Origin of the sequence: Friedmanniella luteola, from assembly GCF_900105065.1 — a bacterium.
Classification (GTDB): domain Bacteria; phylum Actinomycetota; class Actinomycetes; order Propionibacteriales; family Propionibacteriaceae; genus Microlunatus; species Microlunatus luteolus.
The window spans coordinates 4,506,144-4,519,407 of the sequence record NZ_LT629749.1 but is presented as its reverse complement, the minus strand read 5'-3'; the positions used below and the strand labels follow the sequence as shown (position 1 = coordinate 4,519,407).

The 13,264-nt window shown below is 74.4% G+C and carries 12 protein-coding genes; 6 read left to right on the top strand and 6 right to left on the bottom strand.

Going from position 1 to position 13,264, the window contains the following annotated elements; translation table 11 throughout:
• Positions 1-230 precede the first annotated feature (230 nt).
• Positions 231-1,370, top strand: coding sequence for a L,D-transpeptidase family protein (locus BLT72_RS21095; RefSeq protein WP_091415892.1), 1,140 nt, complete (start codon positions 231-233; stop codon positions 1,368-1,370).
• A gap of 31 nt (positions 1,371-1,401) precedes the next feature.
• Here BLT72_RS21095 and BLT72_RS21090 read toward each other — a convergent pair whose 3' ends face one another.
• From BLT72_RS21090 to map, 3 genes are all read right to left on the bottom strand, one after another.
• A complete protein-coding gene (locus tag BLT72_RS21090; protein WP_091415889.1) occupies positions 1,402-1,944 on the bottom strand; it encodes a type IV toxin-antitoxin system AbiEi family antitoxin domain-containing protein in 543 nt (180 codons plus the stop codon).
• Between the two features lie 107 nt (positions 1,945-2,051).
• Positions 2,052-2,729: a DUF429 domain-containing protein gene (locus BLT72_RS21085; RefSeq protein ID WP_091415886.1), complete on the bottom strand. Its 678-nt coding sequence runs from the start codon at positions 2,727-2,729 to the stop codon at positions 2,052-2,054.
• A gap of 38 nt (positions 2,730-2,767) precedes the next feature.
• Positions 2,768-3,532 (bottom strand): type I methionyl aminopeptidase, encoded by a 765-nt coding sequence (map, locus tag BLT72_RS21080; protein WP_091415883.1) that lies wholly within the window; start codon positions 3,530-3,532, stop codon positions 2,768-2,770.
• 143 nt (positions 3,533-3,675) lie between these two features.
• Between map and BLT72_RS21075 the strand changes: the two genes are divergently transcribed.
• Positions 3,676-5,337 (top strand): hypothetical protein, encoded by a 1,662-nt coding sequence (locus tag BLT72_RS21075; protein ID WP_091415881.1) that lies wholly within the window; start codon positions 3,676-3,678, stop codon positions 5,335-5,337.
• 15 nt (positions 5,338-5,352) lie between these two features.
• Here the strand turns inward: BLT72_RS21075 and BLT72_RS21070 are convergent, their stop codons facing one another.
• The gene (locus tag BLT72_RS21070) at positions 5,353-6,114 is read right to left on the bottom strand and encodes an exodeoxyribonuclease III (protein WP_091415878.1); all 762 of its coding nucleotides are present in this window, start codon (positions 6,112-6,114) and stop codon (positions 5,353-5,355) included.
• Between the two features lie 92 nt (positions 6,115-6,206).
• Entirely contained in the window at positions 6,207-6,689 is a 483-nt protein-coding gene (locus BLT72_RS21065; protein ID WP_091415874.1) for an NUDIX hydrolase, read from the bottom strand.
• An 86-nt stretch (positions 6,690-6,775) separates the two neighbouring features.
• Between BLT72_RS21065 and BLT72_RS21060 the strand changes: the two genes are divergently transcribed.
• Complete coding sequence (locus BLT72_RS21060) at positions 6,776-8,143, top strand: hypothetical protein (RefSeq protein ID WP_091415871.1); 1,368 nt, start codon at positions 6,776-6,778, stop codon at positions 8,141-8,143.
• 41 nt (positions 8,144-8,184) lie between these two features.
• Here BLT72_RS21060 and BLT72_RS21055 read toward each other — a convergent pair whose 3' ends face one another.
• On the bottom strand, positions 8,185-9,750 hold the full coding sequence (locus BLT72_RS21055) for a molybdopterin-dependent oxidoreductase (protein ID WP_091415868.1): 1,566 nt from the start codon (positions 9,748-9,750) through the stop codon (positions 8,185-8,187).
• Between the two features lie 83 nt (positions 9,751-9,833).
• Between BLT72_RS21055 and BLT72_RS21050 the strand changes: the two genes are divergently transcribed.
• The 3 genes from BLT72_RS21050 (at position 9,834) to BLT72_RS21040 (ending at position 13,233) form a co-directional block, all read left to right on the top strand.
• Complete coding sequence (locus tag BLT72_RS21050) at positions 9,834-10,322, top strand: hypothetical protein (protein ID WP_091415865.1); 489 nt, start codon at positions 9,834-9,836, stop codon at positions 10,320-10,322.
• 144 nt (positions 10,323-10,466) lie between these two features.
• Positions 10,467-11,792 (top strand): histidinol dehydrogenase, encoded by a 1,326-nt coding sequence (gene hisD / locus BLT72_RS21045; RefSeq protein ID WP_091415862.1) that lies wholly within the window; start codon positions 10,467-10,469, stop codon positions 11,790-11,792.
• A gap of 127 nt (positions 11,793-11,919) precedes the next feature.
• Positions 11,920-13,233 (top strand): ABC transporter substrate-binding protein, encoded by a 1,314-nt coding sequence (locus tag BLT72_RS21040; protein WP_091415859.1) that lies wholly within the window; start codon positions 11,920-11,922, stop codon positions 13,231-13,233.
• The last annotated feature ends 31 nt before the right edge of the window (positions 13,234-13,264 follow it).

Sequence of the window (13,264 nt, the reverse complement as noted above, 5' to 3'; positions counted from 1 at the left end):
GGAGCGCGGACGCCGGTCCCGGGGTCAGGACGCCGACGAAGGAGGTCGGCGTTGACGCCCCGCAGGCTACCAACGCACCGCCGTCCCGGGCTCATCCCGCGGGCCGCCGGCGGCGACAACTCTTGAGCGACGGTTCACCCTCGACCCGTGACGGGAGGGGGTGACGTCGCCTAGGTTGTGACGCCTGATGCCTCTGGGACGACCGGAGGCGGACGGAAGGACAGCCCTCGATGATCTTCCGACCTCGACGACTCGGCGCGGTCGCCGTGGCCCTCCTGCTCGGCACAGCGGGCTGCGCCGGCCTGCCGGGCGCGGCCGTGGACGACACCGCCCCGCAGCCCGCCGTGTCCGCCGCCAGCCCGACGGGGAGCAGCCCGGCGGACGAGCCCACCAGCGCCACCCGCAGCGCCGCACCGTCGACCAGCAGCGCTGGCCCCTCGGCCTCGCCCCGCGCCACCGCGAGACCGAGCGCCCGCGCCGGCACCGCCGCCCTGCTCACGCAGGGCGACCGCGGCACCCGGGTCCGCGAGCTGCAGCACCGGCTGCGCCAGCTCGACTGGTTCTCCGGCGACATCACCGGCCGCTACGCCGCGTCCACCGTCACCGCCGTCGAGGGCTTCCAGGAGAAGCGCGCGCTGACGGCCACGGGCGCCGTCGACCAGAAGACCTGGACCTCACTCACCAGCCGGACCCGCAAGCCCACCCACGACGAGATGCACAACACGCTCACCCCCGGCCCTGCGCTGATGGCGAGGGGGGCCAGCGGTGACCGGGTGCGCGACCTGCAGGCCCGGCTGAAGCAGATCGCCTGGTTCTCCGGCCCGGTGACGGGCACCTACGCGGCGGCGACGGCCCGTGCGGTCGAGGGCTTCCAGGGCAAGCGGCAGATCCCCGTCACCGGCGAGGTGGACCAGCGCACCTGGGACCGGCTCACCGCGATGACCCGGACGCCGAGCAGCGACGAGAAGCACAACCGGACGCCGAGGCCGTCGGCCGCCGGGTTGGACTCCCGGTGCCTCACCGGCCGGGCGATGTGCATCAGCAAGAGCACGAACAGCCTGGTCTGGGTGATCGACGGCAAGCCGCAGATGCGGTTCGACGTGCGCTTCGGCTCCGCGGAGCTGCCGACCCGCGAGGGCGCCTTCGCGGTGGGCTGGAAGTCCCGCGACCACGTCTCGACGATCTACCACACGAAGATGCCCTACGCGATGTTCTTCTCCGGCGGCCAGGCCGTGCACTACTCACCCGACTTCGCCGCGCGCGGCTACAACGGGGCCTCGCACGGCTGCGTCAACGTCCGCGACCTCGCCGGCATCCAGTCGCTGTTCGCGCAGGCCCGGGTGGGCGACAAGGTGATCGTCCACCGCTGAACTTCTGGCGGCTGGACCACCCGGGCGGTGGTCAGATCGCCAGAACGTCGCGCACGGTGGCGATGAAGCCGTCCGGATCGGTCAGCAGGTCGCTCCAGGTGAAGCGGCGGACCGTCCAGCCGGCCGCCATCACGTCGTTGGCGCGGCGGACGTCGGCGCGGTGCGCGTCGGGTCCGGAGTGGTAGGCGTGGCCGTCGAGCTCGAGGGCGACCCTGCGGTCGACGAAGGCGCGGTCGACCGCGACCCTCGTGGAGCGCGGGGGGCAGCCGGCGGTCGAGCGGCTGAACGTCCAGCGGCTGGGGGCCTCGGGCAGGCAGCCCCACCACCAGGCGGCTCCGAGACCGGTGAGGACCGCGCTGCCACCCAGCCAGAGTGCGGCCGAGCGCACGTCGGCCTCGACGGTCGGGACGACCGCGTGGAGCCGGTAGACGGCCGGGTGGACGCGGACCCAGCTGCCGTCGGCCAGCAGGCGGTCCAGCTGACGCGGGGTGAGGCCACCGGCGAGGGCCTGGGCGCGGCTGATCACCCCGGCCTGGCGGAGCAGGACACGGCGGATCTCGTTCGGGACTCCCATGCCGGGGATCCTCAGGACCACGGTCGGGACGACGTGCTCGCGGAGCGCCGCTGTGGATCCTGGCGGCTGGACCACCGCACCGGTGGACAGAGCGCCAGAACTCCTGCTCAGACCCAGATCGCCCCGGTGAGCCCGTACGGGAGGGGCTCGGGAGGGTCGGGCAGCGACGCGGCCCGGCCGTCCCGGATGCGGAGGGCGGTCCAGGCCGCGGCGCCCGCGTCGAGGACGTCGTCGACGCCCGCCCGGCCGGGCGCCGGCCCCAGGTCGCCCTCGAGGACGATGCCCGCGGCGGCCAGCAGCCGCCGGCGCTCGACGGCGCCGGCCCAGGTCTTCTTGCCGGTCGCGAGCGGTGCGCCCGCCAGCGTGGCGAACGCGAGCTCGGGGTGCACCTCGTGCAGCGGCCGCCCGCCGGCCCGGAGGAGGCGGTCGACCTCGAGGACCTTGGCGCGCAGGCCGAACGCCTGACGGGAGAAGCCCTGCCCGGTCACCGCCCGCTGCACGGCGACAGCGGCCGCGTAGTCCCCCAGCTCGAGCGCGGCGCGGACCGGGGTGAGGAACAGCGAGGAGCGCCGCGGGCCCAGCCGGTCGCGGGCCAGCAGGTCCGCCTGCCGCGGACCGCGCTCCGGCAGGCCGATCGGGATGTCGACGCCGACGCCGACGACCGGGCCGTCCTGCTCCGCCTGCGCGATGACGGCGGCGAGGCTGGCCGCGCTGTAGACCCGGGCCCGGTCGGGGTCCGGCGCGACCGCCACCCAGCCGTCCGGGCAGCCGTCGACGCCGAGCACGCGGCCCGGCCCGGCGGCAGGGCCCGGGCGCGTCGCGGTCAGGGGGCCGTCAGGACGAGGGGCCCGTCCGGGGTGATGGCGATGGTGTGCTCGGAGTGCGCCCCGCGCGAGCCGTCCCGGCTGCGCAGGGTCCAGCCGTCGGCGTCGGTGTAGATCTTGTCGGTCGTCTCGAGGAACCAGGGCTCGATGGCGATCACCAGGCCAGGCTTCAGCGGCAGGCCCCGCCCGCGGCGGCCGTCGTTGGGGACGTGCGGGTCGCCGTGCATGGTGCGGCCGACGCCGTGGCCGCCGAAGTCGGTGTTGATCTTGTAGCCGGCGTGCGAGGCCACTCGGGCGATCGCGAAGGAGATGTCGCCGATCTTCGCGCCCGGCTGCGCGGCCTCGATGCCCGCGACGAGCGCGGCCTCGGTGGTGGCGATCAGCTTGAGGTCCTGCACGCGCGGGACGCCCACCGCCACGGTGATCGCGGAGTCGGAGACCCAGCCGTCGACGGCGACGGCGAAGTCGAGGCTGACCAGGTCGCCGTCGGCGAGCACGTAGTCGTGCGGCAGTCCGTGCAGCACGGCGTCGTTCACCGAGGTGCACAGCACCTTCCCGAACGGGCTGGCGCCGAACGAGGGGTGGTAGTCGATGTAGCAGCTGACGGCACCACGGTCGGTGATCATCTGGTGGGCCAGCTCGTCGAGCTCCAGCAGGTTCACCCCGACGTCGGCGCGCTCGCGGAGGGCCGTCAGCACCTCGGCGACGAAACGGCCCGCGGGTCGCATCTGCTCGATCTCGGCGGGGGTGCGGTACTCGATCACCCGCCCAGTCTGCCGTACGCGGGCGCCGCGGACCCGCCCCGATCCCGGCGGTGGTTGTGACCGTGGTCCGCCCCTGCTTGGATGAGCGCGCTCGTGCTCGCCCGCGTCCCCCCGCCGCGGTCCGCCGAACCGGAAGCTCCCCCATGCGCCCGCCCCGCTCCCGCCCGACGCTCCGCCGCGCCCCCGCCGGGGCGCTGGCCGTCGCGCTGCTCACCCTGGCCACGGCGCTGGGCCCGGTCACGGCCGCGGCCGCCCCGACCGCGACGCCGACGCCCGGCCCGAGCGCGTCCTCGACGCCCGCGGCCACCTCGGACCCGACGCCCGTGGCCACCCCGACGCCTGGGTCCACCCCGGCGGCCGCCGCCGCCGCGAGCGCCAGCGCCACGCCGACGCCGGCCGCCGGCCCGCGTGCGGCGAGCCCCTCGGCGTCACCCACCGCGCAGCGGACGACGGCGGTCCCCACCGCTCCCGCGCCGGAGGTGCCGGTCCTGCTCCGCCGCGCGGCCGACGGGCACCGGCTGTCCCGGGTGGCCCCGGCGGCCGCGATCCTCGTGGACCCGCGCTACGAGGTCAGCGTGGTCTCCGCGTGCGCGACGGCGGACGAGCCCGGGTCGGCCAACCTCGTGGCGGCGCCGCGCGGGGACGGCTTCGACGGTTCCCTCACCTTCCGGCTGACCCTCGACGGCGACGTGATCGCGGAGGGCCCGCTGGACCTCGACTCCGAGCTGGGGGCCGACGTCGACTCGCTCGCCGCCGGCCGCTACCTGCTCACCACCTACGTCGACGGCGCGACCGAGCCCAGCACCGAGGCCGACGTCCCCGTCGCCAGCTGCCTCACGCCGACCACGGACTGCACCGGCACCACCTTCACCAACCCGGCCGGGAACCCGGCGATCGGCGTCGTCCACGGCCCCACCGGGGCGGAGGAGGAGGACGCCGTCGACAACGTCCTGTTCCTCACCCCCGGCTCCAGCCGCACCGTCCGGGTGGCCTACGCCGAGCTCCAGTGGGCTGCCTTCTCCGGCCAGGGCCTGACCGACGAGGAGGACGACGACGAGGAGGACGAGGACGAGCCGGTCGCCCTCGTCGGGGACGGGGTCCTCGACGTCGGGCAGGGCTGCGGCGCGAACCGGGCCACCACCGGCCAGGTCGGCTGCGTGACCGGCGGGGGCACCGCGCGGCTGGAGCTCGACGTGGAGCTCGGCGCCCAGGAGGACTACGCCTACGTCATCACCGACGCCGACGGCCGGGCCGTCGCCCGGCGCAGCGTCGAGTCCGCCGACGGCAGCAACACCTCCGTCGCCGAGCGGCTGCCCGGCCGCGGCACCTACACCTACGCGCTCACCTTCGACGGGGCCCAGCTGCCGTACGAGAGCTTCGACCTGACGGTGCTGGACTGCCTCGACGTCGAGGTCGGCTGCGGCGTCGTGGTGCTGACGAACCCCGCCCGGAATCCCGAGGTCGAGGTCTTCTCCGGCGCCCCCGACCAGACCAGCAGCACCGGTCACACCACCCTCGCCCCGGGCGCCTCCCAGCGCGTGCCGTGGGCCCAGGACACCTTCCGCTGGGTCGCCGACGCCAGCGACCCGGCGGGCATCACCGAGTCCGCCGGCCGGGCCGACGTCACCGTCGCCCAGGACTGCGCCGGCACCGGCGGCGGGGCCGACCCGGTCAGCGCTCCGGGCACCGGTCCCGGACTGGCCGACACGGGCGGGCCGGCCGGCGGTCTCGTCGGGCCGGCCGGCGCCCTCGCCCTGGCGGTCGCGGGCGTCCTGCTGCTGGGCCGCGGTCGGCGCCGGGCCTGAACCCGGAGGCGGAGGTCAGGCGGTCGTCAGGCTGACGTCGGCGACGACCGGGGCGTGGTCGGAGGGCAGCTTGCCCTTGCGGGCCTCCCGGTCGACGTAGGCGTCGTCGACGGCGACGCCGGCGCTGGCCAGCACGTAGTCGATCCGCATGCCCTGGTCCTGGTGGAAGCGGCCGGCCCGGTAGTCCCAGTAGGTGTAGGGCCGGTCGTTCTTCCCCGGCCGGGCCACGACGTCGGTGAGGCCCCAGTCGACCAGGGCGTCCATCGCCGCGCGCTCCTGCGGCGTGACGTGGGTCGACCCGACGAACAGGGCCGGGTCCCAGAGGTCGGCGTCGGTGCGGGCGACGTTGAAGTCGCCCATGATCACCTGCGGCGCGGCCGGGTCCAGGTCGTCGAGGGTCGCGCGGAGCGCGGCGAACCACGCGAGCTTGTAGGGGTACTGCGCGTCGTCGACCGCACGGCCGTTGGGGACGTAGACGCTGGTCACCCGCAGCCCGCCGCAGTCGGCCGTGGCGTAGCGCGGCTCGGTCATGCCGGGGAGGGCGTCGGCCACCGGGGTCAGCCCGACCTTCGACAGGATGGCCACGCCGTTCCAGCGGCCGTCGCCGACGTGCATGGCCTGGTACCCCAGCGCCTCGACCTCGGCGAACGGGAAGCCCGCGTCGGCGCACTTGGTCTCCTGCAGGGCAGCCACGTCGGGCTGCCGGGTCTCGAGCCAGTCCAGGAGCCGGGGCAGCCGGGCGCCGACGGAGTTCACGTTCCAGGTCGCGATGCGCACCGGGCCATCCTCCCAGCCGGGCGGTCAGACGCGGTGGCGGCCGGGACCGCCGGTGCTGACCACCCGGTCGACCGAGGACGCGCGGGTGCTGATCATGCTCCCGCCGCTGGTCCGGGCCTGGGGCGCTCCGCCGCGAGCAGGGTCGCGAGCAGCCCGGCGAGCTGCTCGGGGTGCACGACGTCGGCGGTGCCGGCCAGCTCCGCGGCGCTCCACCAGCGGTGCTCGGTCATCGAGCGGCGCTCCAGCTCCGTCCAGCCCGTCGTGACGACCGCGTCCGAGTCGACCCGGCAGAAGTAGAAGTCCTCGGTCTGCCGGTAGTCCTGGCCCTCGAACGAGAACTCCGCGACCCGGTGCAGCACCACGGGCCCGAGGTCGTCGGGCAGCACCAGGCCTGCCTCCTCGAACGCCTCACGACGCGCGGCCTCGGCCGTGCTCTCGCCGCCCTCGCAGCCGCCGCCGACGGTGAACCACCAGGTCCCGTCCTCGGGTCGCGCCGGGTCGCTGCCGCGCAGCAGCAGCACCGCGCCGCCGTGCACCGCCAGCACCCGACCCGCTCGCCGCTCCGACACCGCCACGCCCCGAGCATGCCCTCCCGGCCCGGCGTTGACACCGGCGGTACTTTCTGAGAGCGCTCCCACACCCCTGTTCTCGAAGGAGAGACATGAGTCCCGACCGTCCCGCTGGAGTCCGTCGCCGCACCTTCCTGGGAGCGGGGGCCGCCTTCGGCCTCGCCGCCCCGCTGGCCGGGGCCGGAGCCCTGACCGCGTCCGCCGACGAGCGGACGAGCGCTCTGCGCGGCCGCCACGCCGGCTCCGTCCGCAGCGCCCTGGCCTTCCTCGGCGGCGTCACCGACGCCTACCGCACGACCGGGCCCCGGCTGGCGCAGAGCTACCAGGACGCGTCCGGCCTCACCGACATCGCCTTCGTCTACGACAACGCGCTGACGGTCATCGCGCTGCTGGCCGGTGGCGACGTCAAGCACGCCCGCGCCATCGGCGACGCCCTGCTCTACGCCCAGGCCAACGACGAGACCCTCACCGACCGACGGCTGCGGCAGGCGTACCACGCCGACACCTTCGTCGTCGGGGACGGGACCCGGACGTGGGCCCACTCCGGCTACGAGTTCGGCCTCGTCGGCACCGCCGTCGGCGACATGGCCTGGTCGGGCATCGCCCTCGCGCACCTGGCCCACCGGACCGGCGTCAAGGCCTACCTCGACGGCACCGTGGCGATCGGCCGCTGGATCCAGCAGAACACGTACTCGACCACCGGGCTGGGCGGCTACACCTTCGGGGAGACCGCCGGCCTCGAGGGCCACAAGTCCAGCGAGCACAACATCGACCTCACGGCCTACTTCCGGCTGCTCGCCCGGCTCACCGGGGACACCGTCTGGCGCGACCGCGCCGACCACGCGTGGGCCTTCGTCGAGCGCGTCTGGAACGCCGACGACGGCTTCTTCTGGACCGGCTCCGACGACGGGGCGACCGTCAACACGAAGGCCACCCAGCTGCCGTTGGACGTGCAGACGTGGTCCTGGCTGGCCGTCCGCGACCGCCGCCACGCCGAGGCCCTCGACTGGGCGCGGACGAACCTGGCGAGCACCGACACCCCGCTGCGGGCGAACTCGGCCCTGACCGGCCGCCAGACGGCGCACGGCGTCGTCTTCGCCAGCGGCTCGCTGGTCACCGACACCGGTGCCCGGATCGGCGGGCAGGACTACAACCCGAAGCCCGACGACGGCGCCGTCTGGTTCGAGGGCACCGGCCAGCTGGCGATCGCCCTGCGCGACCGCAGCGCCGCCGGGGACGCCGACCGCGCCGAGGACCTGCTCGAGCAGCTGCGCTGGGCCCAGAACCGGCTGGGGCAGGGCCAGACCTTCGGGACGAAGCGGGTCGAGGGCGGCATCGTCGCCGCGTCCAGCCCGATGGATACCGGCTTCGGGTTCGGCTACTACCCGAACCTGCACATCGCGGCGACGTCCTGGTACGTGTTCGCGGCCACCACCACCAATCCGTACCGGTTCTTCTGAGCCGGTTCTGCTGAGCCGCGGGCCGGCCGGGCCGGCGCGGTCTACCGGACGGTGACCGAGACCTGGTGGTAGCCCGAGGCGCCGTCCGGAGCGGGCGGCGCCTCGGCCGGGTCCTGGACGGTGCCGTCGGCGTCGGTCGCGCGGACGGTCAGGCTGTGCTCGCCGCTCGTGGCGTCCCAGGCGTAGCTCCACTGCCGCCAGGTGTCGGGGCCGGTGGTCGCGGCCAGCTCGGCGGGCTGCCAGGCGCCGCCGTCCACCTGGACCTCGACGGCCGCCAGGCCGGTGTGCTGCGCCCAGGCCACCCCGGCGACGACCACCCGGCCGGCGTCGACGGTACGGCGGGGGACGTCGATGCGTGAGGCGAGCTTGATCGGGCCGCGGGCGGCCCAGCCGAGCGGGGTCCAGTAGCCGCGGTCGGCCTCGAAGGTCGTCACCTTCAGCTCGGTCACCCACTTGGTGGCGGAGACGTAGCCGTAGAGACCGGGCACCACCATCCGCACCGGGAAGCCGTGCTGCAGGGGCAGCGGCTCGCCGTTCATCCCGATCGCCAGCAGGGCCTGCCGGCCGGGATCGGTGAGCGCGTCCAGCGGCGTGCCGGCGGTGAAGCCGTCCTGGCTGGTGGAGAGCACCATGTCGGCGCCCGCGGTCGGCCGGGCCCGCGCCAGCAGGTCACGGATCGGGTAGCCCAGCCAGAGCGCGTTCCCCACCAGCTCACCGCCCACCGGGTTCGAGACGCAGGTGAGGGTGGCGACGTGCTCGACGAGCGGGAGCGCCGCCAGCTCGGCGTAGCTGAGGGTCACCTCCTGCTCGACCATCCCGCCGATGGTCAGCGACCAGTCGTCGGGGTCGATGACGGGCACCTGGAGGGCGGTGTCGATCCGGTAGAAGTCGGCGTTCGGGGTGACGTACGGGCTCAGCCCCGGCACGCGGAGGTCCGCCGCCGCGGGCACGGCCGGAGCCGGACGGGCGGCACCGGGCAGCCGCAGCCGCAGCCGGGCCTGGTTGACCCGGGTGGCCGCCCCGAGGAGCACCTCGCCGGCGACGGCGCCGACGGCGGCCAGCCCCCCGGTCACCAGCGCCAGCCGCAGGAAGCCGCGGCGGGCGGTCGAGGTGGGCTGGGCGGCCGCGGCGGCGTCACGCCACGTCTCCAGCCGGTCGACCATGGTGCGCAGCAGCAGGTAGCCGAGGGACAGCCCGACGACGGTGGGCAGGTAGGCCATCGGCTGCGCGCCGGCCCGCGCGGCGACACCGGCGAGGCCCAGCACCGCGACGACGGCGAAGACGGCCGCGCCCCCGAAGCGGCGGCGCAGCTCGGCCTGCCCGGCGAAGGCGCAGACCACCAGCACCGCGACGGTGATGATCGCGACGAGCACCGGCTTGTCGGCGGTGCCGAGGGTGTCCTTCCCGAAGTTCACCAGAGGGGCCGGCAGCAGGTCGATGACGAGCTCGCCGACGGCCGAGATGGGCGCGCCGACCGGGGCCAGCAACCAGGCCCCCAGGTCGGCCGCGGCCAGACCGGCCACGCCGGCGACCAGCCCGGCCAGCCGGGCCTCCCACCGCAGGGGTCGGGTGCCGGTGCCGGCGGTGGTCGCGGCGCGTTGGTGCATGGCTCCATAGTGCGCTGCCGACGAAGCCGGTGCGGCGGATCGACGTCCCGCCGGGCGGGTGACGCGACGGGTACGGTCCGGCCATGCGCCTGCGCCTCACCGTCCTGCTGCCGTGCCCGCCCGAGCGGCTGGTCGCCGAGCTGGCGCGGACCCGGTGGCTCAACCGGCTGGACGCACCCGTCCTGCGGTTCGACCCGCTCGACCCGCCGACCTTCCCCGAGCGCTGGCGGACCGCGGACTACCGGGTGGGACTGCGGGTCGGCGGCCGGCTGCCCCTCGGGCAGCACACCCTCGTCGTCCGCCGGGTCCTCGACGCCGGGGACCCCCTCGCCGACGGCCCGACCGAGATCTGGCACGACGCCGGCCACAGCGCCCTGGTGCGGACGTGGGACCACCGCGTCGTGGTCGAGGCGGTGCACGGGATGACCCGCTGCACCGACGTCGCGGAGATCCGGGCCGGGCTGCTCACGCTGCCGGCCTGGCTGTTCGCGCAGGTCCTCTACCGGGTCCGCGGGCGGCGGCTGACCCGGCTCGCCGGCCACGGCTTCGCCGACGACGCCCTCGACGGCTGAGGGCGGCTCCCAGGGCTCGGCGACGGCGGTCGGGCGGGGCCGCGCACCCACCGGGAGGGGGCTGCCGCGCAACCGCAACGCGGTCGTCACACGACTGACCCCGCAGTGGTTGCCAACCCGCCCGTGCATCCCTATGTTATACGTATGCACTTGACGCCCGCCGACCGGCTCCGCATCACCGGCACCTTCACCGTGGTCCGCGAGCCCGCCCGCCCCGACGTGGCCGCGCAGTCCGACCCGGCCGTCATCGCGACGGTGTCGTCGATGCTCTCCGACATCGAGCAGAACGGGCTGGCGGCCGTCCGCCGCTACGCCGAGCAGCTGGACGGCTGGACCGGCGGCGAGGACTTCGAGATCCCGGCGCACCAGGTGGGCGCGCTGACCGCGTCGCTGCCGCAGGACCTCCGCGACGCCCTGGACGCCGGTGCCGAGCGCACCCGCCGCTTCGCCGGGATGCAGCGGGCGCACCTCACCGACTTCGAGGACGAGGTCGTGCCCGGCGTGGTCTGCGGCCAGAAGTACGTGCCGGTCGGCAACGTCGGCGCCTACCTGCCCGCCGGCCGGTTCCCCCTGCTGGCCAGCGCCTTCATGACCATCGGCGTGGCGCGCGCCGCCGGCGTCCCGAACGTCGTCTCGGCCACCCCGCCGTCCCACCACGGCACCGCGCACCCGGCCGTGCTCTACGCCGCCCGTGCCTCGGGTGCCGAGCGGATCTTCGCCCTCGGCGGCGTGCAGGCGTTGGCCGCGATGGCCTTCGGCCTGCTGGACGGCGTCGCCGCCGACATGATCGTCGGCGCCGGCAACGCCTTCGTGGCGGAGGCGAAGCGCCAGCTGTACGGCAAGGTGGGGATCGACGTGCTGGCCGGCCCGTCCGAGGTGGCCGTGATCGCCGACGAGACCGCCACCGCCACCATGGTGGCGGCCGACCTGCTGGCCCAGGCCGAGCACGGCCCCAGCTCCCCGGCCTGCCTGGTGACGACGTCGGCCGAGCTGGCCGCCGCCGTCGAGGTGGAGATCGCCCGCCAGCTCGAGGGCCTGGCCACCCGGGACATCGCGGGGGCGGCCTGGCGGGACTGGGGCTCCATCTACGTCGCCGACTCGGCCAAGACCGCGATCGAGATCATGGACCTGCTGGCCCCGGAGCACCTCGAGATCCTGGCCGCCGACACCGACTTTTACCTGGACAACCTGCGCAACTACGGGTCGCTGTTCCTGGGGGAGTGGTCGACGGTGGCCTACGCCGACAAGGGCATGTCGGGCACCAACCACGTGCTGCCCACGGCCCGCGGCGCCCGCTACACCGCGGGGCTCTCGGTGACCGGCTACCTGAAGCAGCTGACCTACCAGAAGGCCACCCGGGCGGCCACCGAGGCCCAGGCCGGACCCGTCGTCACCATCTCCGACTTCGAGGGCATGCCCGGGCACCGGGACAGCGCCCAGCTGCGGCTGGACCTCGTCGCCGGCTCCTGACGGCCCCCGACGCGCCGGCCGCAGCCCCCTCCCCGGAGCGGCCGGTGAACCCACAACTGAATACGTATTCGTCGAAGTGCTCGGCCCGTTCGTGACCCGTTCCGCCCATGATCGAAGAAGAGGACCCATGCGTGCATCCCGCTTGTCCCGAGCACTGGCCGTCGGCCTGCTCTCCGCCACGCTCGTCGGCCTGACGGCGTGCGGCGCCGGCTCCCGCACCGGGGCCGAGACCGCCACCAAGGTGGCCTGCGACTTCGAGAACCCGGCCGAGGCGACGACGATCAACGTCCTCGCCTACAACTCCTCGGCCGTCGACCCGTACTCCAACACCATGGTCTCGAGCTGCACCCACGACAACGTCACGGTGAAGCACGACCCGATCGACTTCGCCGGCCAGGTGCAGAAGACGACCGCCACGCTGGCGGGGGACACCGGCACGTACGACGTCGTCGAGACCTACTCCTTCGTGGTCCCCGACCTGGCGTCGCGCGACAAGCTCGTCCCGCTGGACGACCTGTTCGCCAAGTACAAGGACACCTACGCGCTCGACGACATCGACGAGAACCTGCGCAAGGCCATGAGCTACGAGGGCAAGCTGTACGCGCTGCCGATGCAGACCCAGGTGCTGACCATGGTCTACCGCAAGGACCTGTTCGAGAAGAACAACCTGGAGCCGCCGACCACCTTCGCCGAGCTGCGCGACGTGTCGAAGAAGCTGCAGGACTCCGGGGACCTGAAGTACCCGCTGGCCTTGCCGTGGCTGGCCAGCGGTGACATCTCCACCGCGTACAAGGCCGCGCTCAACTCCCTCGGCAAGAACTTCGTCGCCGAGGACGGGACGACGCCGGAGTTCACCAGCGCCGAGTCGGTCAAGGCGTTCGAGGAGCTCAAGTCCCTGCTGCCCTACATGGACCCGCAGGTGACGACGTTCGACCAGCCCAAGGTGCAGCAGCAGCTGTACAACGGCTCCGCGGCCATCGGCATCATGTTCTCCGGCCGGATGAACGACCTCGTGCAGCAGAAGAACACCAAGCTCTACGACCAGTTCGCGTTCGCCGCCCCGCCGGCGGTCGAGGAGGGTGGCACCCAGTACGGCGCGCTCTCCGTCGACGGCTGGTCGATCCCGTTCAACACCAAGATCGACCACGACCTGCTGTTCCAGCTGCTCGCCGCCTCGGTCAGCGAGGACGCCTCCAAGGCCTCCATCCCGGCCGCCTACCCGGCGCGCAAGGGCCTGGACCAGAGCGCCTCGCCCTACGCGGAGGCCGCGGAGGCCGCCATCGCCGGCGCGCCGCCGGCCGAGGCCCAGCCGTGGGTGCCGCCGATCACCTCGGCGAACACCGAGATCATCGCCTCGGTGATCTCGGGCAAGACCTCGGTCGAGGAGGGCACGAAGCAGATGCAGGCGGCCGCGGAGAAGGTGCTGGCCGAGCAGAAGTAGGCCGCACCACCCGCCCCGCACCGCCGTCGAG